Consider the following 21,109-nt stretch of genomic DNA (forward strand, 5'->3'; position numbering starts at 1 on the left):
TCATATGAGTCAAAATCCAACTAAACACACAAAAGTGTTAATAATAGGATCTGGTCCTGCCGGATACACTGCTGCAGTTTATGCGGCACGTGCAATGTTAAACCCTGTTTTAGTTTATGGTTCTGCACCAGGTGGACAATTAACAACTACAACTGATGTTGAAAATTACCCAGGATTTTCTGATGTAATTCAAGGTCCATGGTTAATGGATCAAATGAAAGATCAAGCAAAAGCAGTTGGAACAGAAATGATTGAAGATCATATTAGTTCTGTAAATTTAAAGTCTAAACCATTTGAAGCTGTTGGTGATAGTGGTCAAAAATATACTGCTGATAGCATTATAATCTCTACAGGTGCTCAGGCAAGATGGTTAAATCTTAAATCAGAACAAGAATTTAGAGGCTTTGGGGTTTCTGCTTGTGCTACTTGTGATGGTTTTTTCTTTAAAGAAAAAGAAGTTGCAGTTGTTGGTGGTGGTAATGCAGCCGTTGAAGAAGCAATGTTTCTTACAAAATTTGCGTCTAAAGTTAAATTAATTCATAGAAGAGATGAATTAAGAGCTGAAAAGATGCTTCAAAAGAAATTAATGGAAAATAAAAAAATTGAAATAATTTGGGATAGTGCTGTTGATGAAGTTATAGGTGATAGTGATCCTAAAAATGTAACTGCAATTAAGATTAAAAATTTAAAAACAAATAAAATTGAAGAAATGAAAATAGATGGCTTATTTATTGCTATTGGTCATGATCCAGCAACAGCTTTATTTAAAGAACAGTTAGATATGGATAAAGAAGGTTATTTAATAACTAAACCAGATTCTACAGAAACTAATGTCCCTGGAGTTTATGCTGCAGGAGATGTTAAAGACAAAACTTTTAGACAAGCTGTAACAGCTGCGGGGATGGGCTGTATGGCTGCACTTGAGGCTGAAAAATTTTTATCTCACTGATAAGAATTCTTAAAACTTAATACAAACCGAGGGAAAAACAAAATGACTGATAAAGTATTACTAACTGGAATAAGTGGCTGGATAGCAAAACATATAGCAATTGAATTATTAAATTCTGGATATGAAGTTTTGGGAACTGTTAGAAGTCAAAATTCATTAGAGAAAACTAAAAAAACTATAAGCGAATATGTTTCAACAGATAAATTATCATTTGTTGAATTGGATCTTTTAAAAGATGAAGGTTGGAATGAGGCTGCTAAAGACTGTAAATATATTATACATACTGCTTCTCCTTATCCCATGAAAAGTTCAAGAAATAGAGAAGCTTTAGTTCCAGCTGCTAAAGGAGGAACTTTGAGAGTTTTAAATGCGGGTATAGAGGCTAACGTTGAAAAGATAGTTCTAACATCATCAATAGCCGCAATGTTTAAAAGACCCAATAGAACCAACCCTTACAATGTCGGAGAAAATGATTGGTCAGATACTGAATGGAGTGGTTCTAATGATTATATTATATCTAAAACTAAAGCTGAGAAAGTTGCCTGGGAATTAATGGAAAGCAAAGGATTGAAAGATAAATTAACAGTGATTAATCCAGGTGGTGTTAATGGTGATGCATTAGATGATAAAGAAAATACATCAACTAAATATGTTCAACTTTTCCTTAAAGGAAAATATCCAATGGCTCCAAATTTTGGAATATTAATTTCTGATGTAAAAGATGTAGCAAAAGCACATGTGCTTTCATTAAAAAATTCTAAAGTAAATGGCAGACGTTTGTTGATCGGTTCAGAAGTCAAAAAAATGCTTGAGATTTCTAAAATTATGCAAGATGCATTTCCAAAGTATGCAAAAAAACTACCAAAAAAAGAAATGCCAAACTTTATGCTAAAGCTAATTAGTTACCTAGACTCTTCTGCAAAACTTATGGTGCCGGAACTAGGAATTCTAATGCAGACAGATACTTCATATTCTGAAGATTTACTGGGTATGAAATTTAAACCTGCAAAAGATAGTATTGTAGATGCTGGAAATTCTGTAATTAGACTTGGTTTAGTTTAGACTTTTACAAAAAGTAGATATTTTCTCTAAAGCTTTTTTAAGATTTTCCATTGAAGTGGCATAAGAAATTCGAAAGAATCCTTCTAGACCAAATGCAGAACCTTGCACTACTGCTATACCACTGTTCTCTAATAAAGATTGAACAAAATCAGTATCCGTTTTTAATTCGTTACCATTAGAATCTTTTTTACCCATTAAACCTTTGCAGCTTGGAAAAACATAAAATGCACCATCTGGATTTAAACATTCAATTCCATCAATTTCATTTAACGCTTTAACAACAAAGTCTCTTCTTTCTTGAAAAGAATTTGCTCTTTCTTTTATAAAATCTTGTGTGCCACTCAATGCTTCAACTGTTGCTGCTTGGCTAATTGAAGATGGGTTTGAAGTTGATTGAGACTGAATTTTACCAATTGCTTTAATGATATCTTTTGGACCTGCCGCATATCCTATTCTCCAACCAGTCATAGAGTAAGCTTTACTTACACCATTCATGGTAAGTACTCTATCTTTTAAACTATCAATTTGAGCAATAGTAAAAAATTTAAACCCTTCATAAGTAACATGCTCATAAATATCATCACTTAAAACATAAACATGTGGATGCTTAGCTAAAACTTCAGCAATTTCTCTAATATCTTTTTCTGTATAACAAGCACCAGTAGGGTTTGATGGTGAGTTTAATATAATCCATTTTGTTTTTAGAGTAATAGATTTTTCTAGTTCGGCTGGATTAATTTTAAATCCTTGTTTTTCATTACACTCTAAAATAATTGGAGTTCCCCCTGCTAATATAACCATATCAGGATAAGAAACCCAGTAAGGTGCTGGAACAATAACTTCATCTCCTTCATTTAGAGTTGCCATCATTGCATTATAAATTACGTGTTTTCCACCTGCGCCAACTGTAACTTGATCAGTTGTATATTCTAAATTATTTTCTTTTTTAAATTTTTTTACAATTGCTTTTTTTAAAGCTTGGGTTCCATCAACCGCAGTATATTTAGTGTCTCCATCATTAATCGCTTTAATTGCAGCTTGTTTGATATTCTCCGGAGTATCAAAATCAGGCTCCCCTGCTCCAAGGCCTATTATATCTTTGCCAGCAGCCTTTAATTCTCTTGCTTTTTGAGTTACAGCAATCGTTGGTGATGGTTTAATCTTTTTTAAACTGTCTGATATTATGCTCATTGAAATATAATTTTAATCTACTAGTTTTATAAATAATGCAGAACACTTATCAAGATCTAATTACAGCAGTACAGAATAAAAATCCTGCGATAAACCCTAAACTTGAGGGTGGAAAAAAATTTCAGATGAAAACTGACTTTAAGCCAGCAGGTGATCAGCCAGGAGCTATAAAACAATTGGTTAATGGTGCTAATAAAGACCAACTTAGCCAAGTTTTACTTGGTGTCACTGGATCTGGAAAAACTTTTACAATGGCAAAAGTTATTGAAAAGACAAACAGACCAGCTTTAATTCTTGCACCTAACAAGACATTAGCTGCACAACTGTATGGAGAAATGAAATCTTTTTTTCCAGATAACGCAGTTGAATATTTCGTATCTTATTATGATTATTATACACCAGAAGCATACGTACCACGTTCAGATACTTATATTGAAAAAGAAGCTTCAATTAATGAACAAATCGATCGAATGCGTCACTCAGCAACAAGATCTTTGTTGGAAAGAGATGATGTAATTATTGTATCAAGTGTTTCTTGTATCTATGGCCTAGGTTCTGTTGAGGCTTACAGTAAAATGACTTTAAGTTTAAAAACCAATTACGATTATAATAGAGAAGAATTAATAAAATCTTTGGTAGCACTTCAATATAAAAGAAATGATCAAAACTTTTATAGAGGAACGTTTAGAGCTCGTGGAGAATATCTAGAAATTTTTCCATCTCATCTAGAGGATCGTGCTTGGAGATTAAGTTTATTTGGAGATAAGCTAGAAAAAATAGAAGAGTTTGACCCACTAACAGGAGATTTAGTTAGTGAACTTGATGTAATTAAAGTTTATGCCAATAGTCATTACATCACACCTAAACCGACAATCGAGCAAGCAATAATAAAAATTAAAAGAGAGCTAGAAGCAACTTTAAAAAAATTTAAAGAACAAAATAAATTACTTGAAGCACAAAGATTAGAAGAAAGAACTAAATTTGATTTAGAAATGATTGAAGCAACCGGTTCTTGTGCTGGAATTGAAAATTACTCAAGATTTTTATCTGGCAGAAAACCTGGAGAACCACCCCCTACTTTGTTTGAATATTTTCCAGATAATACTTTAATTTTTGTTGATGAATGTCACGTAACAGTTCCTCAATTAAATGGGATGTATAAAGGTGATAGATCTAGAAAAAGCAACCTTGCAGAATATGGTTTTAGATTACCTTCTTGTATGGACAACCGACCTCTTAAATTTGAAGAATGGGATGCAATGAGAACTCAAACAGTTTTTGTATCAGCCACCCCTGGACCTTGGGAATTAAAACAAGTTAAAAATAAATTTGTAGAACAAGTAATTCGACCTACAGGGTTAATTGATCCGCCAGTTGAAATAAGACCTGCAAAAAACCAGGTTGATGACTTGATGCATGAATGTAAAGAAGTGATAGATAAAAGTTTCAGAGTCCTTGTAACCACTTTAACAAAAAAAATGGCAGAAGACTTAACTGAATACCTTCATGAAAATGGTATTAAAGTTAGATATATGCACTCTGATATTGATACACTTGAGAGAATAGAGATCATGAGAGATCTTAGATTGGGTGTGTTTGACGTTTTGGTGGGTATTAACTTACTTAGAGAAGGTCTGGATATACCTGAGTGTGCATTAGTTGGAATTCTAGATGCAGATAAAGAAGGATTTTTAAGGTCCGAAACATCTTTAGTTCAAACTATTGGAAGAGCTGCGAGAAATCTTGAAGGTAAAGTTATTCTTTATGCAGACAAAGAAACAAAAAGTATCAAAAATGCAATTAAAGAAACTGATAGAAGAAGATCTATTCAAGTAGCCTATAATAAAAAACACAACATCAGTGCAAAAAGTATCCAAAAAGAAATTGCTGATGTACTCGAAAGTGTTTACGAAAAAGATTATGTCAAAGTTGGAACTGATGAAAATATTGGTGGCAATCTTAAAAAACACCTAAAAGCTCTTAATAAAAGAATGAAAGAATCTGCAACTAACCTCGAGTTCGAAGAAGCAGCTAAAATTAGAGATGAAATAAGAAAACTTGAGGCATCTGAACTAGAAATTACTTTAAATCCTAAAGTAAAAAAATATAGTTCAAATAATAAAATTTATCCTAAAGGTAGATCAACAATGGGCCTGCCGGGTACGAGAGCACAAAAAGGAAAGAAAAAATGGAAGCAAATAAAGTAATTATTACAGGTGGTGCCACCAGAATTGGGGGCGCAATATCAAGAAAGCTTTCTGGTCCTGGAGTAGAAATAGTAATTCACTACAATGAATCTAAATTAGATGCAGAAAAACTAAAGAAAGAATTATCAAAAAATAAAACAAAAGTATATTTAGTCAAAGGTGATTTAAGCAAAGAAACGGATGTAAAAAAAATAGTAAAATTTGCTAAATCTAAATTAAAATATTTTGATTGTTTAATTAACAACGCCTCATTATTTGAAAATGATAAACTTGAAAATTTTACAACAAATAGCTGGGGACGTCATTTAAGGACTAACTTAAGAACTCCCGCTCTTTTATCAAAAGAATTTGCAAAAAATATTAAAGGTAAGAATAACAATATAATTAATATTATTGATCAAAGAGTATTTAAATTAACACCCTTCTTTTTTTCTTACACAATAAGTAAAACAGGTCTTTATACGCTAACAAAAACAAGTGCCATGAGTTTAGCTCCTAATATTAGAGTTAATGGTATAGCACCAGGCCCAACTTTAAAGAATAAAAGACAATCTGCAAAACACTTTAAAAAACAGTACATGGCAACTCCTCTTAAAAGGCAAGTAGACGTTGAACAAATCTGTAATGCAGTTGACTTTTTTATAAAAAATAGATCTATTACTGGACAAGTAATTTCGGTTGATAGTGGTCAAAGTTTAAACTGGCAAACACCGGATGTAATAGGAAAAGAATGAAAAAAAGTAATTTTAAAGTTGTAAAAATAGATAAAAATAAGGGTTTATTTAATTATGAAAAAAAAATTCTTATTAAAGAATTAACTTTGGATTTAAAACTTGGTTATTATGAGTTTGAAAAAGAGAAACCTCAAAAAGTAAAATTTAGCCTTGAAATTGATTACGAAGATAAAAAACCAACAAGCGATAAAGATATCAAGTCTATTGTAAATTATGGACAAGTGGTAAAATTAATCAAAAAACTTACTAAAAATAAGCATTATAATTTTTTAGAAACACTTGCAGAAGATGTTTTTGATATTTTGTTTAAAGATAAACGTATTGGTAAAATAATGCTTCAAATTGAAAAATTAGAGATATTAAAAGAATGTACCTCTGTTGGTATTCAAATTACCAAAAAAAGAAGTCATGAAAAGCTCTGAACTTGGAAAAGAAGTAATTAAAAAAGAACTTCCATTAATTCCTAAAAGCCCTGGTGTTTATAGAATGCTAAATCATAAAGATGATATTCTTTATGTTGGAAAAGCTAAAAATCTACCTAACAGATTAAAAAGTTATGTGGCTGAAAAAAATCACATAATAAGAACTGAACGAATGTTATCTCAAACCTTTAAACTAGAGATCACAACTACAGCAAATGAGAGTGAAGCCTTACTTTTAGAGGCAAACTTAATCAAAAAACATAAACCAAAATTCAATATTTTACTTAAAGATGACAAATCATTTCCATTCATATTTATTGGTGAAAAAGAACAGTGGCCAAGAGTTACAAAACATAGGGGTAAAAAAGAAAAGGAAGGGTTTTATTTTGGCCCCTTTGCATCTGCAGGTACGGCTAATTGGACTATTAAAATGCTTCAAAAAATATTTCAATTAAGAGTTTGTGATGATGGAACTTTTAAGAATAGAAAAAGACCCTGTATACTTTATCAAATAAAAAGATGTTCAGGTCCTTGTGTGGGATACATAAATAAAGATGATTATAAAAGTTCTGTTGATCAAGCAATTCAGTTTGTCTCTGGAAAATCTAGAGATATTCAAAAAAATCTCTCTAAAGAAATGGAAGCTGCAAGCGATCAACTCGATTTTGAAAGAGCTTCGATTTTTAGAGATAGAATAAAATCTCTAAACATTATTCAATCTTCGCAAAGAATTAATGAAGCAAACCTGGTTGATGCCGATGTAATTGCTGGATATAAAGAATCTGGAAAAGCTTGTATTCAAGTTTTTTTTTATAGATCAAAACAAAACTGGGGAAACCAAGCTTACTTTCCAAAACATGATCCCGATCAAGATGTTTCGGAAATTATGTCATCTTTTTTAATGCAATTTTACGAAAATAAAACTGTTCCAAAATTAGTTTTAATTAATAGCGATATTAAAGATAAAAAATTAATAGAAGAAACTTTGAGTAAAAAAGAGGGAAATACTATTTCTATCAACACTACCAAAAAAGGAACTAAAGCAAAAGTTGTGGCAATGGCTGAAAAAAATGCCAAAGAATCCTTGAATAGAAAGCTTTATGAAACAAATAATAACAAAAATTTATTTGAGGGAGTTGCTAAAAAATTTGATCTTAAAAATGTTATCAATCTAGTTGAAGTGTATGACAATAGTCATATTTCAGGAACAAATAGTGTTGGGGCTATGGTTACTTTTGGTAATGAAGGTTTTGTTAAAAAGAGATATCGAAAATTTGATATTAAAACAAAAGGAGCAGAACAAGATGATTTTGCTATGCTTAAAGAAGTTTTGTCTAGAAGATTTAAAAGAGCAATTTTAGAAAAAGGTAATTATTTAACCTTACCAGATTTAATACTGATTGATGGTGGAAAAGGACAATATTCTTCAACAAAAGAAGTGCTAGATGAATTGGGTTTACATGACCTTCCAATGATTGCTATTGCAAAAGGTAAAATGCGAAATAGTGGAGATGAGACTTTTTTCTATAATGGTAAAAGCTATAAATTTGAAAAAAATGATCCAACTTTATTCTTTATGCAAAGACTAAGAGATGAGGCACATAGATTTGCAATTACTTCCCATAGAGCCAAAAGAGCTAAAGGATTATCTAAATCATTGCTAGATCAGATAGATGGTATTGGTGCTGTTAGAAAAAGGGCATTATTAAACCATTTTGGTTCTGCAAGATCTGTTGAGTCTGCTAGTTTTGATGAAATAAAATCTGTAGAAGGTGTTGAGGAAAAAGTTGCAAAAAAGATATATAACTTCTTTCACGAATAATTATGCTTAGAAAAATTCCAAACATACTGACCATAGGACGAATAATAATTGTGCCCTTCTTTGTCTTGGCTTTTTATCTGCCTGGGTTTTATGGGGATTTGACTGCATTAATATTATTTATAGTAGCTTCCTTCACTGATTTTTTAGATGGAATGTTGGCTCGGATGCTAGGAGAAGAGTCTAAATTAGGAGAATTATTAGATCCAATTGCAGATAAAATTATAGTAGCTACAGCATTAATCCTATTAGTAATGGATGGTACCATTAGACACTATGAAGTTATTGCAGCAATAATTATTCTTACACGAGAAATATTAATTTCAGGATTAAGAGAATTTTTAGCCAAAGGACAAATAAAACTTCCTGTATCAAATCTTGCAAAATTAAAAACTGTTTTGCAAATGATATCTATTGCTCTTTTACTCTCAGGTGAAACAGGAAATAAGATTATCAATTTTCAAGATTATAATGCACAAACTATTGGGATTATACTTCTTTGGCTTTCTGCATTTCTAACTTTATTCACAGGATATGATTATATGCGTAAAGGAATAGATCACGCAATGTCTGAGGACAATAAAGATTAGGCGGCTTTTTTCTTTCTTACTAATGCTTGATAACTTTCATTTAAATCAATTATAGTTTCACATACTTTAAATTGATTTTCTGCAATACATGATACCGGCGTAACTTCTGCTGCAGTACCTGTTAAAAAACATCCAACAAAATTTGAAAGTTCAGATGGATTAATTTTTCTTTCATGAACTTTTATATTTTTTGATTTTGCAATTTCTATAACTGTTCTTCTTGTTATTCCATCTAGGAAAGAGTCTGGTATTGGTGTGTGTATTTCTCCATTTTTATCTTTAAAGAAAATATTTGCCCCTGTTGCTTCAGCAACATTTCCTTCATAATCAAGCATTAAGGAATCGGTATAGCCTTGTTTTTCTGCTTCATGTTTAGATAAAGTGCAAATCATATAAAGACCTGAAGCTTTTGTGTCCCAAGGTATAGTGTTTGGAGCTGGCCTTCGCCAATTTGAAATATTTAATTTTATACCCTCCACTTTTAGCTTTGGATCAAAATACGAGCCCCACTCCCAAGTTGCAATGGCGACATGAATTTTTGTTTGTTGTGCAGAAATTGCCATCATCTCGCTACCTCTCCAAATAGTAGGTCGCACATATCCATTTTCTACATTTTGAACTGAGATAATTTTATTACATGCATCATTAATTTCTTTTTCAGTATAAGGAATTGTCATTCCCATTCTTTCTGCTGAATAGAAAAGTCTTGATGTATGTTCTTCTAGTTTGAATATAGAACCATCGTAAACTCTCTCTCCTTCAAAAACACAGCTAGCATAGTGAAGCCCATGATTTAATACGTGTATCTTGGCATCAGCCCAGTCTACTAGCTCACTATTATACCAAATTTTTCCAGATCTCTTATCGTAGGGTATCATGTATGAAATTTATTTTAATTATAAGCGAAAATTATCTTTGTATCTTTAATATGTCAATATAACTTACCTAAAATGAAAGAACTTTTATATTTAAAAGACGAACAACTAAAAGGTCTAATTGAAAAATTATTTATCAGCTATAGGGAAACATTCTCAGATGCCAAAAAAGTATTAGACAAACACTCAATTGGCTTAGCTCACCACAAAGTTATTCATTTACTATCGATGTATCAAGGGATCTCGATATCAGAACTGTTAAAACGACTAAAAGTAACTAAGCAAAGCTTAAATAGGGTGCTTAAAGATTTAATCAAATTAGAAGTTGTAACCTTTAAAAAAGATAATGAAGACACAAGGGTTAAGCATGTTTTTTTAAATGAAAAGGGCAAAAAGCTATTTAATGAAATTTTTGATCTGCAAAAGAAAAGAATTTACAGTGCATTGCTGAAGTCTAGTTCAGATGAAGTAATAAATTTTGACAATGTGTTAAGTAAAATCATTAATGGATAAATTTATAGCACATATCCTGGTAGTTGATGATGATGATGGAATTAGATCTTTAGTCAAAAAATATTTAAATGAAAATAATTTTTTAGTCACAACAGCAAATAGTGCTGAGGACGCATCTGAAAAGATTAAAATCATAAAATTTGATTTAATAATTTTAGATATAATGATGCCTGGAAAAAATGGTCTAGAATTTATTAAAGATAATAAAAAGAAATTAGATTCACCTATTATTCTTTTAACTGCTAAAGGAGAGGCTAGTGAAAGAGTTGAGGGTTTAGAAATTGGTGCTGATGATTATTTAGCAAAACCATTTGAACCAAAAGAATTAATTTTAAGAATTAAAAATATTTTAAATAAAACAATAAAAACTGAGCAGATAAGAATTTTAGAATTTGCAAATGTAAAAATTGACTTAAATAAACTTTTAATAATCAAAAATGATAATGAGTTCAAAATTAACAATACAGAAAAAACTATTTTAGAAAAAATGATTAATAATCCTGGAAAAACTTTTTCAAGAGAGGATATTGGACAACTAATTGAGTTAGACAAAGAAAGATCAATTGATGTGATAATTACTAGATTAAGAAAAAAAATTGAGATTGATCCCAAAAATCCAAAATTTTTACAAACTATAAGAGGTGCAGGATATGTTCTCTGGATTAAGTAATTTCTTAAAAAAAATATTACCCAAAAGGTTATTTTATAGAGCACTATTAATAGTAGCTACCCCTATATTGGTTCTACAATTAGTAATAACCTTTGTATTTTTTGACAGTCTTTGGATTAAAACTAATAAGGGAATGACAAAAGCACTCGTCAACGAAATTAATACATTTATTGAAGTTTATGATAATGAAAAACTAGATAAAGACGAATTAACAAATCTATTTTCTCTTTTTTTAGACTTAAACATAGAGTTTATTGATAATAAAAATTTTGACGATCAATATAATGAAAGATGGTTTAGTCCAATAGATAGAACTCTCAGAAGAGAATTAAAATCTCACTTTAATTCTTTAGAATATTGGTTTGATACTACAAGTTATAAAGAATTAATTGATCTTAGAATTAAATATAATAGCGGTTACTTTAAATTCTTAATTCCAAAGGATAGAGTTACAAGTTCATCTGCAAGACTTTTTGCTCTATGGATTACTGTCCCAGCAATAATAATGGTAATTATTTCATTAATATTTTTAAAAAACCAAACTAGACCAATCACAAATCTTGCACGAGCTGCGGAAAAATTTGGCAAAGGAGAAGAAGTTGAAGAATTTAAACCATCAGGCGCATTAGAAATAAGACAAGCTGGATATGAGTTTGATAAAATGAGAAAAAGAATTCTTAAACATTTAAATCAAAGAACTGAAATGCTTTCTGGAATAAGTCATGATTTAAGAACACCTTTAACAAGAATGAAACTACAAATTGCTTTCATTAAAGATAAAGATTTATCAAAAAAATTAACTGAGGATATTAATGAGATGGAAAAGATGCTTAATGAATATCTTCAATTTACAAGCTCATCATATGTTGAGAAAGATGAAATGTTTAATCTATCAGAATTAGTGGAAGTAGTTATTAAAAAATATGACAATGATAACATTAAAGAAGATATCACACCAAGAATTTATATTAATGGAAGAAAAAATTTAATTAATAGATGTTTAAATAACATTATTGATAATGCTTTAAAATATGCAAATAAAGTTGAAGTAAAGCTCAATAAAAAAAATACAAATTTATTTATAATAATAGATGATGACGGGCCTGGTATATCAAGTAAAGAGCGCAATAATGTATTTAAACCGTTCTATAAAATTGATAAAGGCAGAGCAGAGTCTAAGTCAAGCGTAGGTCTTGGTTTATCTATCGCATCAGATATCATTAGGTCTCATGGTGGAAATATAATGCTTGAAAGATCAAGTATGAATGGTTTGCGTGTTAAGATCTTTTTGCCCGTTTAGTAGTTTTTTTTTTTCTAATTTTTTTATTTTATTTTCTAAATTTTCAACTCTTTTAGATAATACATCAAATTCATCTTTGCTAGTAAGTTTCATTTTGAAAACAATTTCATCTCTTTTAGATTTTAGAATATTTAAAAGCTCAGAACTTAGATCTTTTGTAGAAATTATGCCCTGCTCAAAAAGTTTAGCCAACTTATTAATTATAAATTTAGAATTTTTCATATATAATATATACTTTATAAGTTTTATATAAAATGTTCATCAATAATTTTGACCCAGTTGCTTTTCAAATTATTTCATTTGAAATTAGATGGTATTCCTTAGCTTATATTTTCGGGATTATAATCGGCTGGTTGCTATGCAAAAAGATATTAATCAAAAATACAAATATTAATGAAAAGTTTGATGACTATATAACTTATTTAATCATAGGAATTATTCTGGGTGGAAGACTAGGATATGTATTCTTCTATAACTTTAATTTCTATTTAAATAATTTCTTTGATATTTTTAAGATTTGGCAAGGTGGCATGTCCTTTCATGGAGGCTTATTAGGTATAATTATTGCAAGTATTTTATTTGCTAAAAAAAATAATCAAAATCCATTTCTATATATGGATCTCGTATCCTTAGTTGCTCCTATTGGGATTTTTTTTGGAAGATTAGCAAATTTTATAAATTCAGAACTTTATGGAAAAGTTGGCAATGTTCCATGGTCAGTAATATTTGTCAAAGTTGACAATTTAGCAAGACATCCATCACAATTATATGAAGCATTTTTAGAAGGTATAATTTTATTCCTACTATTGATGTACTTTAGAAGAAAAAATTATTTATTGAAACCTGGTACAATTTCAGGATTATTTTTAATTTTTTATTCAGTATTTAGATTCTTCGTTGAATTTTATAGAGTGCCAGATGAACATATTGGGTACTTGGCTTTTAATTTATCAACTGGACAAATCGTTAGCGTGGTATTCCTAATCATTGGAACAATTGTTTTTTATCTTAAAAATGAAAATAAATAAAAACACTAGTTTACCCTTAGATAAATTCATAGAATTTGCACTCTACGACAAAGACACTGGCTACTATATGAAAAAAAATCCTTTTGGAGCAGAAGGTGATTTTATTACAGCTCCAAATATTACAAGGCTTTTTTCTGAAATAATTGCTGTTTGGATAATAACTTTTTGGAAAAGTATCGGCTCTCCTAAGAAATTCAATATCCTGGAACTTGGAGCTGGAAATGGTGAAATGATGAAAGTGATAATATCGACACTAAAAAATTTTCCAGAGTGCTTTAATAATTGTAAATTCCTAATACATGAAAAAAGTACTTTTTTAAAAAAACAACAACATAAAAATTTAAAATTAGAAAATGTAATTTGGAAAAATGATATAAAAAAATTAAATTCTTATCCTACAATTTTTCTTGCTAATGAATTTTTTGATGCCCTACCTATTAAGCAATTCTTTAAAAAAAATAAAGGATGGGTCGAAAGATTTGTGAATTTAGAAGAAAGTGATCAAGCTAAATTTGAAGAACAATTTATAGACATTAAAAAAATTGAAAAAGAATTAAATTTCGAAATTTCTAAAGATCAAAAAATAATTGAATATTCTCCAAGTTCATTTGAGTATTTGAAAGAAATTTGCAGTATAATTAATAAGAACAATGGTGGATTATTAATTGTTGATTATGGGTATTTAAATTCAAAAATGCATGAAACTCTTCAAGCAATAAATAAACATAAATATTCTAATGTTTTGGAAGATATAGGACAATCTGATATTACATATAATATAAATTTTAATATATTTAAAAAATATATAGATCAATTTGATGATCTTAATTCAATTTTCAGTAATCAAAAAAAATTTTTGACCAGCATGGGAATAATTCAAAGGGCAGAAATTGTAAGTGAGAACATACCTTTTTCAAAAAAATCAGACTTATTTTACAGAATAAGACGACTTATAGATGAAAAACAAATGGGAGAACTATTTAAGGTAATGCTCATAAAGAAAACATCAAATGAATTTAAAACAGGTTTTGAAAGTGATTAAATCAAAAAAACTCTCAAAAATAAAAAACTTAAAACATGGTTTTTTTAATAGTGTGGGTGGTCATTCAAAAAATATTTACAAAAGTCTTAACTGTGGCCCAGGTTCTAACGATAAACAATCCAGTGTTAAAAAAAACTTACAAAAAGTAAGAAAAAAAATCAGTATTAAAGCAAAGAATATTTACTTAGTAAGTCAATTTCATAGTAACAAATTTGTTTATATTGATGAGACATATAAAAAAAAGAAAAAACCTAAAGCGGATGCTATAATTACAAATCAAAAATTCTTACCTATTGCAGTTTTAACTGCTGATTGTGCTCCGATATTAATTTATGACGACAAAATTAAGATGGTGGCAGCAATTCATGCGGGATGGAGGGGTGCTTTTAAAGGCATCATAAATAAAGTAGTCAATTTTATGATTAAAAAGGGATGTAAAACCGAAAACATGACAGCCGTTATAGGTCCATCTATTTCAAGTAAAAATTATGAAGTTAAAGAGGATTTTAAGAAAAAATTTATTAAAAAAGATAAAAAAAATTCATTATTTTTCAGAGACGGAAAGAAGAAATTATACTTTGATTTAACAAAGTTCATTCATTCTTCCCTGAAAGTTATTAACATTAAACATATTGATAATTTAAAAATTGATACTTTTGATATTAAAAACAATTTTTTTAGTGCACGAAGAGCTTTAAAGTTAAAACATAATGATTATGGTAGAAATATTTCCATAATTATGCTTAATTAGGTTTTTTAATGAAATTATTATCCGGTAACAGCAACAAGCCTCTTAGTAAAAATATTGCAAAATATTTAAAGTCTAAATTGGTAAATTCTAGCATCAAAAATTTTTCTGATGGTGAGATTTATGTTGAGATAAATGAAAATATAAGAGGGAACAGTATATTTATTATTCAATCAGTTTCGTCTCCTGCTAATGATAATCTAATGGAACTTTTGCTGTGTATAGATGCACTGAAAAGATCATCAGCAAAAAATATAACTGCCGTAATTCCATATTTTGGATATGCAAGACAAGATAGAAAAGTTGTTCCAAGGACTTCGATATCAGCTAAGCTTGTATCAAACCTGATCACAAAAGCAGGAGCTGATAGAGTTGTAACAGTTGATTTGCATGCAGGTCAAATTCAAGGTTTTTTTGATATTCCAGTTGATAACTTATTTGCAACACCTATTTTTGCTAGACATGCAAAAAAAAGAATAAAAAGTAAGAATATTATTTGTGTTGCTCCTGATGTAGGTGGAACTGAAAGAGCTAGAGCCTTAGGTAAACTTTTAAATGTAGGACTTGCAATTGTAGATAAAAGAAGACCAAAACCAGGTCAATCACAAGTCATGAATGTAATTGGCGATGTTAATGGAAAAACTTGCGTAATCGTTGATGATATTATTGATTCAGGTGGAACGATAGTTAATGCTGCCAAAGCTCTTAAAGATAGAGGAGCAAAAGATGTTTATGTGTATATCACTCATGGAGTTTTAAGTGGTGAGGCTGTTAAAAAAATTAAGAATTCTGTAATTAAGAATCTTGTAATTACGGACACGATTGACAATAACGATAAAATTAAAGGTGCTAAAAACATTGAGGTTCTGCCAATATCGGGTTTAATGGGAGAAGCAATCAAAAGGATATCAAACTCAACATCTGTATCAGATTTATTTAAATAATTACCTTGAGTTATTAAAGAACTTGAGCTAAAAACCCATGATTTTATGAATTTATTAGACGCAAACATTAGAAATACTAAAACAAAGGGTGAGTTAAGTACTCTTAGAAATAATGGGAGTGTGCCTGCTGTTATTTATGGTGGCGAAGCTAAAAATGAAACAATATCTATTTCAAAAAAATTATTAAAATCTTTAATCGAAAAAGAAAACTTTTTATCAAATATAGTCACACTAAATGTTGATGGTAAACCACAAAACGTACTTCCAAGAGAAATAAAGTATCATATCATTTCTGATGAGCCAATACATGTAGACTTTTTAAGAGTAGTTCCAGGAGTGAAAATAAGAATAGAAGTTCCAGTACAATTTATTAATCATGAAAAATCTCCAGGTTTAAAAAGAGGTGGGGTTTTAAACATTGTAAGAAGAAAAGTAGAATTAAGATGTCCAAGTGAAAAAATTCCAGAAAATCTAGTAATTGATCTTGATGGAGTTGATATTGGCGAAAGTTTTAAAATTTCATCAATAAATTTAGAAGCAGATGTTACTCCAACAATTGTAGGAAGAGATTTTGTTATAGCAACATTGGCTGCACCTACGGTAATGAAAGAACCTGAGAAACCAGCTGAAGCAGAAGCAGCAGAAGGTGAAGCAGGAGCTGAGGCAGCGACAGCTGAAGATGGTGATAAACCAGCAGCTGAGGGTGATAAAAAAGAAGGTGATGATAAAAAACCTGCCGAAGAAAAGAAATAATCTGTTAAAGTTAAAAATTACTATCCATTAAAAATATGCTTTTATTTGTAGGTCTAGGTAACCCAACACCAGATAGTGAAAACAATAGGCATAATGTGGGCTTTAAAATCATAGACTCTATTAATAAAAAATTTGGCTTATCAAAGCAAAAACCTAAATTTAAAGGTTTACTAACAACTGGAATTGTTGGCGATCAAAAAGTATACGCCATTAAACCATTAACATTTATGAACAATTCGGGTATTTGTATTAGAGAGCTTATTGAATACTTTAAGATAGATCCAGAAGATGTAATTGTTTTTCATGATGATTTAGATGTAGAATTTGGGAAGATTAAAGCAAAATTTGGTGGATCAAGTGCAGGTCATAATGGAATTACCTCTATTGATAAGTTTATAGGTAAAGATTATTCAAGAGTCAGAATTGGCATTGGAAAACCAAAAGAAAAAATTGAAGTTGGTGATTTTGTTCTTCAAAATTTTGATGAGGATGAAATGACTGCAATAGAAAAAATCTCAAAAAATATCAATGAAGCTATTTCAATACTTGTAGAAAAAAAACTAGATCTTTTTTCAAGCACAGTAAATAATAATAAATAATGAGCTTTAAATGTGGAATTGTTGGTTTGCCCAATGTTGGTAAATCTACTTTATTTAATGCTTTAACAAACTCTAGTAAAGCTCAAGCAGCAAATTTTCCATTTTGCACTATAGATCCAAACGTTGGTGTTGTGCCTGTTCCTGATAAAAGACTGGATGATCTATCAATGGTTTCAAAATCAAAAAAAATAATAAATACCACTATTTCATTTGTTGATATCGCAGGTTTAGTAAAAGGTGCATCAAAAGGTGAAGGATTAGGCAATAAATTTCTTTCACATATTAGAGAAGTGGATGCAATTATTCATATGATTAGATGTTTTGACTCTGATGATATTCAAAATGTTAATCCAACAGTCGACCCAATCAGAGATTTGGAAATAATCGAAACAGAGATGATGTTAGCAGATTTAGAGTCTATTCAAAAAAGACTAGAAAAGAGCAACAAAAAAAACGTTGATGAAGAGCAGTTAAAGATTCTAGAGGTTGCACTTGATTGTATCAATAATGATAAAGATATTTCAGTTTTAAAATTTCAATTTGAGGACAAACAACTTAATCAAAGCGGCTTACTATCAATTAAACCAAAAATATTTGTTTGCAATGTAGATGAACAAAGTGTTCAGGAAGGCAATCAATATACAAAAAAATTTATTGAAAAATTTGGTGAAGAAAACACTTTAATTGTATCAGCAGATATAGAAAATCAAATTAATGAGCTGGAAGCCTCTGAAAGAAAAAATTACATGGAAATGATCGGTTTAAAAGAAACTGGATTAAGTATGCTAATTCAAAAAGGATATAGAATTTTAGAATTAGATACCTATTTCACATCTGGTCCAGAAGAAACTAGAGCTTGGACTATTCAAAAAAACTGTACAGCTCCTAAAGCTGCTGGTGAAATTCATACGGACTTTGAAAAAGGTTTTATACGAGCTGAAACAGTTTCATATGATGATTTTGTAGCAAATGATGGCTGGGTAAATTCAAAGACTAATGGAAAAATGAGACTAGAGGGTAAAGACTATATTGTTAAAGATGGTGACGTTTTAAACTTCAGGTTCAATACGTGACCAGATTTTTTTCATACTTAAATAAACCAAGATAGTTAAAATAATTAGATAAATAATTGCCTTAAAACCCATTTGGTGTCGAGACTCTAAATGAGGTTCTGCTGCCCACATTAAAAATGTTGTTACATCTTTTGACATTTGCTCAACAGTCGCTTCCGTTCCGTCGCCGTATTCTACTATGCCTTCTGACAGTGGACTTGCCATTTTAATTTTGTTTCCATACATGTATTTATTATAATGAACACCTTCATCTAAAGTCATTCCATCAGGTGCATTCTCATAACCTTGAAGTAAAGAATAAATATAATCTACTCCACCACCTCTTGCTTTAACTAGAACTGACATGTCAGGTGGATAAGCCCCACCATTTGCAGCTTCAGCAGCTTTAATATTTTCATATGGTTTTACAAATTTATCTGATAATTTTGCGGGTCTTTCAAACATTTCACCATCTGCATTTGGCCCATCTATTACTATAAATGAGGCTGCTATTGCTTTAACTTCAGCCTCTGAAAATTCTGGCCCACCTTTTTCACCCAAATTTCTATAACTTAAATATTTCATTGAGTGGCATGAAGAGCATACTTCCGTGTAAACTTGATAGCCTCTTTGAAGTGACCCTCTATCAAATTTTCCAAAAACACCTTTGAAACTCCAATCTGTCTTCAAAAATTTTGCTGTTTCAGCTGAATTAGATTGAGCAGTCGTAAAGCAAATTAAAATTAATATTGATGATAATTTGATAAAATTTTTCACTTTATTTTTCAAAACTTTCTTTGTTCTTAGCAGTCGCTAAATTAGGAGAGCCTCCAAGCACAGGTTCTGTAATGCTTAAAGGAACTGGTAAAGTTTTTTCCTTAAACCCTAAGACTGGGAGAAATACTAAAAAATGAAGGAAATAATATGCTGTAGCAACTCTTGCAACCAACAAGTAAAGGCCTTCAGCTGGCATAGCTCCAACGTAACCTAGAATTAAAACATCTGCTACAAGTATCCAGTAAAACTGTTTGTATAAAGGTCTAAATACTGCAGATCTAATTTTTGATGTATCAAGCCATGGCAAAGCTGCTAAAATTAAAATAGCTGAAAGCATTGCAACAACTCCAAGTAATTTATCAGGTATAGATCTTAAAATTGCATAAAAAGGTAGAAGATACCATTCTGGAACAATATGTGCTGGTGTAACCATTGGATTAGCCTCAATATAATTGTCTGCATGACCTAAAATATTTGGTGAATAAAAAATAAAAAATGCAAAAATGATCATAAACATTAACAATGCAAAACCATCCTTAATTACAATATAGGGGTGAAATGGGACTGTATCTTTAGAAGGTTTTTTAATATCTATTCCAATCGGGTTATTATTACCAGGAACATGTAGTGCCCAGATATGTAGTACAACTAAGCCTAAAATTAAAAAAGGTAATAAGTAATGTAGAGTGAAAAATCTAGTTAAAGTTGGATTGTCTACAGAATAACCACCCCATAGCCAATTCACAATACCCTCTCCTACAAATGGGATGGCACTAAATAAGTTGGTAATAACTGTTGCTCCCCAAAAACTCATTTGTCCCCAAGGCAATACATAACCCATGAAAGCAGCAGCCATCATTAATAGATAAATAATTATTCCAATAATCCAAATAATCTCTCTTGGAGATTTATAAGATCCATAAAATAAAGATCTAAATATATGAATATAAACTGCTAGAAAAAACATTGAAGCACCATTTGAATGTATGTATCTAATTAACCAACCATAGTTTACATCTCTCATAATATGCTCAACACTTTCAAAGGCCATATCTGCGTGTGCAATGTAATGCATTGCAAGTGTTAAGCCTGTAACAATCTGAGTTATAAGACAAAAAGTTAGTATTCCACCAAACGTCCACCAATAATTTAAATTTTTGGGAGTTGGATAATCTGTTAAATGATTTGCAAGAGTGAGTAATGGCAATCTATCATTGAACCATTTTCCGAATTTTGAAGTAGGTGTATATTCGTGATCACTCATAATATTATTTATCCAATTTTAATTGTATTGGCATTAACAAATTCATATTTTGGAACTTCCATGTTTAAAGGTGCAGGACCTTTTCTAATTCTACCAGATGTATCATAATGTGAGCCATGACATGGGCAAAACCATCCATCGTAGTCACCCTTATCATTTAGTGGCACACAACCAAGGTGAGTACAAACACCAACCATCACTAGCCACTCTGGATCTTTTGCTCGATCCTCATCTTTTTCAGGATGTTTTAAATCTTCCATCTTAACAGATTTTGCTTCTGAAATTTCTTCTGGAGTTCTTCTTCTAATAAAAACTGGTTTACCTCTCCAAAGCACTGTTATTGTATTTCCAGGTTTAACCGAACTTACATCAACCTCTGTACTCGCTAGAGCTTTAACAGATGCATCTGGATTCATTTGATCAATTAATGGCCAGACAACTGCGCCAACACCCACGGCACCTACAGCATATGAGGCTGTAAACAAAAATTCTCTTCTTTCTGGCTTTTTATCTGACATTTTTATAAATATTATTGTTAAAATTTATTTAATATACAATTTCTTATAAGAT

General features: G+C 30.3%; 23 protein-coding genes. 17 read left to right on the plus strand and 6 right to left on the minus strand.

All coding sequences use genetic code 11. The features are described 5' to 3' along the window. Positions 1 to 4: 4 nt before the first annotated feature. Together trxB and ACIJYB_RS05900 are read left to right on the plus strand one after the other, a co-directional pair. Entirely contained in the window at positions 5 to 949 is a 945-nt protein-coding gene (gene trxB, locus ACIJYB_RS05895) for a thioredoxin-disulfide reductase (RefSeq protein WP_435150534.1), read from the plus strand. 42 nt (positions 950 to 991) lie between these two features. Further along, a complete protein-coding gene (locus ACIJYB_RS05900) occupies positions 992 to 2,011 on the plus strand; it encodes an NAD-dependent epimerase/dehydratase family protein (RefSeq protein ID WP_435150535.1) in 1,020 nt (339 codons plus the stop codon). Here the strand turns inward: ACIJYB_RS05900 and ACIJYB_RS05905 are convergent. Next, positions 2,003 to 3,202 carry a pyridoxal phosphate-dependent aminotransferase gene (locus ACIJYB_RS05905; protein WP_435150537.1) on the minus strand — a complete coding sequence of 400 codons (1,200 nt, stop codon included), beginning with the start codon at positions 3,200 to 3,202 and terminating at the stop codon, positions 2,003 to 2,005. The genes ACIJYB_RS05900 and ACIJYB_RS05905 overlap by 9 nt on opposite strands. A 35-nt stretch (positions 3,203 to 3,237) precedes the next feature. On the opposite strand from ACIJYB_RS05905, the gene uvrB reads away from it, so the two are divergent. Genes uvrB through pgsA form a run of 5 tightly spaced genes read left to right on the plus strand, consistent with a single transcriptional unit; the run spans position 3,238 to position 8,974 of the window. Then, positions 3,238 to 5,409 (plus strand): excinuclease ABC subunit UvrB, encoded by a 2,172-nt coding sequence (uvrB, locus tag ACIJYB_RS05910; protein ID WP_435150539.1) that lies wholly within the window; start codon positions 3,238 to 3,240, stop codon positions 5,407 to 5,409. After that, positions 5,391 to 6,143 carry an SDR family oxidoreductase gene (locus ACIJYB_RS05915; RefSeq protein ID WP_435150541.1) on the plus strand — a complete coding sequence of 251 codons (753 nt, stop codon included), beginning with the start codon at positions 5,391 to 5,393 and terminating at the stop codon, positions 6,141 to 6,143. The genes uvrB and ACIJYB_RS05915 overlap by 19 nt, the downstream gene beginning before the upstream one ends. Next, complete coding sequence (locus ACIJYB_RS05920) at positions 6,140 to 6,565, plus strand: dihydroneopterin aldolase (protein ID WP_435150543.1); 426 nt, start codon at positions 6,140 to 6,142, stop codon at positions 6,563 to 6,565. Before ACIJYB_RS05915 ends, ACIJYB_RS05920 begins: the two co-directional genes overlap by 4 nt. Further along, on the plus strand, positions 6,552 to 8,387 hold the full coding sequence (uvrC, locus tag ACIJYB_RS05925; RefSeq protein ID WP_435150545.1) for an excinuclease ABC subunit UvrC: 1,836 nt from the start codon (positions 6,552 to 6,554) through the stop codon (positions 8,385 to 8,387). Before ACIJYB_RS05920 ends, uvrC begins: the two co-directional genes overlap by 14 nt. 2 nt (positions 8,388 to 8,389) lie before the next feature. Further along, the gene (pgsA, locus tag ACIJYB_RS05930; RefSeq protein WP_435150547.1) at positions 8,390 to 8,974 is read left to right on the plus strand and encodes a CDP-diacylglycerol--glycerol-3-phosphate 3-phosphatidyltransferase; all 585 of its coding nucleotides are present in this window, start codon (positions 8,390 to 8,392) and stop codon (positions 8,972 to 8,974) included. Here the strand turns inward: pgsA and ACIJYB_RS05935 are convergent. Then, the gene (locus tag ACIJYB_RS05935) at positions 8,971 to 9,852 is read right to left on the minus strand and encodes a branched-chain amino acid aminotransferase (protein ID WP_435150549.1); all 882 of its coding nucleotides are present in this window, start codon (positions 9,850 to 9,852) and stop codon (positions 8,971 to 8,973) included. The genes pgsA and ACIJYB_RS05935 overlap by 4 nt on opposite strands. Positions 9,853 to 9,924: 72 nt before the next feature. Between ACIJYB_RS05935 and ACIJYB_RS05940 the strand changes: the two genes are divergently transcribed. From ACIJYB_RS05940 to ACIJYB_RS05950, 3 genes are read left to right on the plus strand one after another with little or no spacing between them, the layout of a single operon-like run. Beyond that, entirely contained in the window at positions 9,925 to 10,362 is a 438-nt protein-coding gene (locus ACIJYB_RS05940) for a MarR family winged helix-turn-helix transcriptional regulator (protein WP_435150551.1), read from the plus strand. Further along, positions 10,355 to 11,032, plus strand: a complete 678-nt coding sequence (locus tag ACIJYB_RS05945; protein ID WP_435085450.1) for a response regulator — start codon at positions 10,355 to 10,357, stop codon at positions 11,030 to 11,032. The genes ACIJYB_RS05940 and ACIJYB_RS05945 overlap by 8 nt, the downstream gene beginning before the upstream one ends. After that, positions 11,013 to 12,332 (plus strand): ATP-binding protein, encoded by a 1,320-nt coding sequence (locus ACIJYB_RS05950; protein ID WP_435150553.1) that lies wholly within the window; start codon positions 11,013 to 11,015, stop codon positions 12,330 to 12,332. Before ACIJYB_RS05945 ends, ACIJYB_RS05950 begins: the two co-directional genes overlap by 20 nt. Here the strand turns inward: ACIJYB_RS05950 and ACIJYB_RS05955 are convergent. Then, the gene (locus tag ACIJYB_RS05955) at positions 12,288 to 12,554 is read right to left on the minus strand and encodes a hypothetical protein (RefSeq protein ID WP_435150554.1); all 267 of its coding nucleotides are present in this window, start codon (positions 12,552 to 12,554) and stop codon (positions 12,288 to 12,290) included. The two genes, ACIJYB_RS05950 and ACIJYB_RS05955, sit on opposite strands and share 45 nt — an antisense overlap. Before the next feature lie 32 nt (positions 12,555 to 12,586). On the opposite strand from ACIJYB_RS05955, the gene lgt reads away from it, so the two are divergent. The 7 genes from lgt to ychF are packed head-to-tail and all read left to right on the plus strand — an operon-like array spanning position 12,587 to position 18,519. Then, complete coding sequence (gene lgt, locus ACIJYB_RS05960) at positions 12,587 to 13,360, plus strand: prolipoprotein diacylglyceryl transferase (RefSeq protein WP_435150556.1); 774 nt, start codon at positions 12,587 to 12,589, stop codon at positions 13,358 to 13,360. Then, complete coding sequence (locus tag ACIJYB_RS05965) at positions 13,347 to 14,402, plus strand: SAM-dependent methyltransferase (protein WP_435150558.1); 1,056 nt, start codon at positions 13,347 to 13,349, stop codon at positions 14,400 to 14,402. The genes lgt and ACIJYB_RS05965 overlap by 14 nt, the downstream gene beginning before the upstream one ends. Continuing rightward, positions 14,371 to 15,153 carry a peptidoglycan editing factor PgeF gene (gene pgeF / locus ACIJYB_RS05970; RefSeq protein ID WP_435150559.1) on the plus strand — a complete coding sequence of 261 codons (783 nt, stop codon included), beginning with the start codon at positions 14,371 to 14,373 and terminating at the stop codon, positions 15,151 to 15,153. The genes ACIJYB_RS05965 and pgeF overlap by 32 nt, the downstream gene beginning before the upstream one ends. Before the next feature lie 8 nt (positions 15,154 to 15,161). Further along, positions 15,162 to 16,094, plus strand: coding sequence for a ribose-phosphate pyrophosphokinase (locus ACIJYB_RS05975; protein WP_435085460.1), 933 nt, complete (start codon positions 15,162 to 15,164; stop codon positions 16,092 to 16,094). Between the two features lie 45 nt (positions 16,095 to 16,139). Next, a complete protein-coding gene (locus ACIJYB_RS05980) occupies positions 16,140 to 16,847 on the plus strand; it encodes a 50S ribosomal protein L25/general stress protein Ctc (protein WP_435150560.1) in 708 nt (235 codons plus the stop codon). Positions 16,848 to 16,882: 35 nt separating this feature from the next. Next, on the plus strand, positions 16,883 to 17,446 hold the full coding sequence (gene pth / locus ACIJYB_RS05985) for an aminoacyl-tRNA hydrolase (RefSeq protein WP_435150562.1): 564 nt from the start codon (positions 16,883 to 16,885) through the stop codon (positions 17,444 to 17,446). Next, the gene (gene ychF / locus ACIJYB_RS05990) at positions 17,446 to 18,519 is read left to right on the plus strand and encodes a redox-regulated ATPase YchF (RefSeq protein WP_435150564.1); all 1,074 of its coding nucleotides are present in this window, start codon (positions 17,446 to 17,448) and stop codon (positions 18,517 to 18,519) included. The genes pth and ychF overlap by 1 nt, the downstream gene beginning before the upstream one ends. Here the strand turns inward: ychF and ACIJYB_RS05995 are convergent. From ACIJYB_RS05995 to petA, 3 genes are read right to left on the minus strand one after another with little or no spacing between them, the layout of a single operon-like run. Continuing rightward, positions 18,496 to 19,275, minus strand: a complete 780-nt coding sequence (locus ACIJYB_RS05995; RefSeq protein ID WP_435150566.1) for a cytochrome c1 — start codon at positions 19,273 to 19,275, stop codon at positions 18,496 to 18,498. The two genes, ychF and ACIJYB_RS05995, sit on opposite strands and share 24 nt — an antisense overlap. Before the next feature lies 1 nt (position 19,276). Continuing rightward, entirely contained in the window at positions 19,277 to 20,539 is a 1,263-nt protein-coding gene (locus tag ACIJYB_RS06000) for a cytochrome b (protein WP_435150568.1), read from the minus strand. 8 nt (positions 20,540 to 20,547) lie between these two features. Continuing rightward, complete coding sequence (gene petA, locus ACIJYB_RS06005; RefSeq protein WP_435150570.1) at positions 20,548 to 21,057, minus strand: ubiquinol-cytochrome c reductase iron-sulfur subunit; 510 nt, start codon at positions 21,055 to 21,057, stop codon at positions 20,548 to 20,550. Between the last annotated feature and the right edge of the window lie 52 nt (positions 21,058 to 21,109).

This window comes from Candidatus Pelagibacter bacterium nBUS_44 (assembly GCF_051200895.1).
Taxonomy (GTDB): Bacteria; Pseudomonadota; Alphaproteobacteria; order Pelagibacterales; family Pelagibacteraceae; genus Pelagibacter.

Bases quoted from the DNA above. Each gene is read 5' to 3' on its own strand.
- petA (WP_435150570.1), bottom strand. From the start codon at position 21,057: ATGTCAGATAAAAAGCCAGAAAGAAGAGAATTTTTGTTTACAGCCTCA.
- ACIJYB_RS05915 (WP_435150541.1), top strand. From the start codon at position 5,391: ATGGAAGCAAATAAAGTAATTATTACAGGTGGTGCCACCAGAATTGGG.
- ACIJYB_RS05920 (WP_435150543.1), top strand. From the start codon at position 6,140: ATGAAAAAAAGTAATTTTAAAGTTGTAAAAATAGATAAAAATAAGGGT.
- ACIJYB_RS05950 (WP_435150553.1), top strand. From the start codon at position 11,013: ATGTTCTCTGGATTAAGTAATTTCTTAAAAAAAATATTACCCAAAAGG.
- ACIJYB_RS06000 (WP_435150568.1), bottom strand. From the start codon at position 20,539: ATGAGTGATCACGAATATACACCTACTTCAAAATTCGGAAAATGGTTC.
- ACIJYB_RS05900 (WP_435150535.1), top strand. From the start codon at position 992: ATGACTGATAAAGTATTACTAACTGGAATAAGTGGCTGGATAGCAAAA.
- trxB (WP_435150534.1), top strand. From the start codon at position 5: ATGAGTCAAAATCCAACTAAACACACAAAAGTGTTAATAATAGGATCT.
- uvrC (WP_435150545.1), top strand. From the start codon at position 6,552: ATGAAAAGCTCTGAACTTGGAAAAGAAGTAATTAAAAAAGAACTTCCA.
- ACIJYB_RS05905 (WP_435150537.1), bottom strand. From the start codon at position 3,202: ATGAGCATAATATCAGACAGTTTAAAAAAGATTAAACCATCACCAACG.
- ACIJYB_RS05980 (WP_435150560.1), top strand. From the start codon at position 16,140: ATGAATTTATTAGACGCAAACATTAGAAATACTAAAACAAAGGGTGAG.
- ACIJYB_RS05940 (WP_435150551.1), top strand. From the start codon at position 9,925: ATGAAAGAACTTTTATATTTAAAAGACGAACAACTAAAAGGTCTAATT.
- pth (WP_435150562.1), top strand. From the start codon at position 16,883: ATGCTTTTATTTGTAGGTCTAGGTAACCCAACACCAGATAGTGAAAAC.
- ACIJYB_RS05945 (WP_435085450.1), top strand. From the start codon at position 10,355: ATGGATAAATTTATAGCACATATCCTGGTAGTTGATGATGATGATGGA.
- ychF (WP_435150564.1), top strand. From the start codon at position 17,446: ATGAGCTTTAAATGTGGAATTGTTGGTTTGCCCAATGTTGGTAAATCT.
- ACIJYB_RS05965 (WP_435150558.1), top strand. From the start codon at position 13,347: ATGAAAATAAATAAAAACACTAGTTTACCCTTAGATAAATTCATAGAA.
- pgeF (WP_435150559.1), top strand. From the start codon at position 14,371: ATGAATTTAAAACAGGTTTTGAAAGTGATTAAATCAAAAAAACTCTCA.
- lgt (WP_435150556.1), top strand. From the start codon at position 12,587: ATGTTCATCAATAATTTTGACCCAGTTGCTTTTCAAATTATTTCATTT.
- ACIJYB_RS05955 (WP_435150554.1), bottom strand. From the start codon at position 12,554: ATGAAAAATTCTAAATTTATAATTAATAAGTTGGCTAAACTTTTTGAG.
- ACIJYB_RS05935 (WP_435150549.1), bottom strand. From the start codon at position 9,852: ATGATACCCTACGATAAGAGATCTGGAAAAATTTGGTATAATAGTGAG.
- ACIJYB_RS05975 (WP_435085460.1), top strand. From the start codon at position 15,162: ATGAAATTATTATCCGGTAACAGCAACAAGCCTCTTAGTAAAAATATT.
- pgsA (WP_435150547.1), top strand. From the start codon at position 8,390: ATGCTTAGAAAAATTCCAAACATACTGACCATAGGACGAATAATAATT.
- uvrB (WP_435150539.1), top strand. From the start codon at position 3,238: ATGCAGAACACTTATCAAGATCTAATTACAGCAGTACAGAATAAAAAT.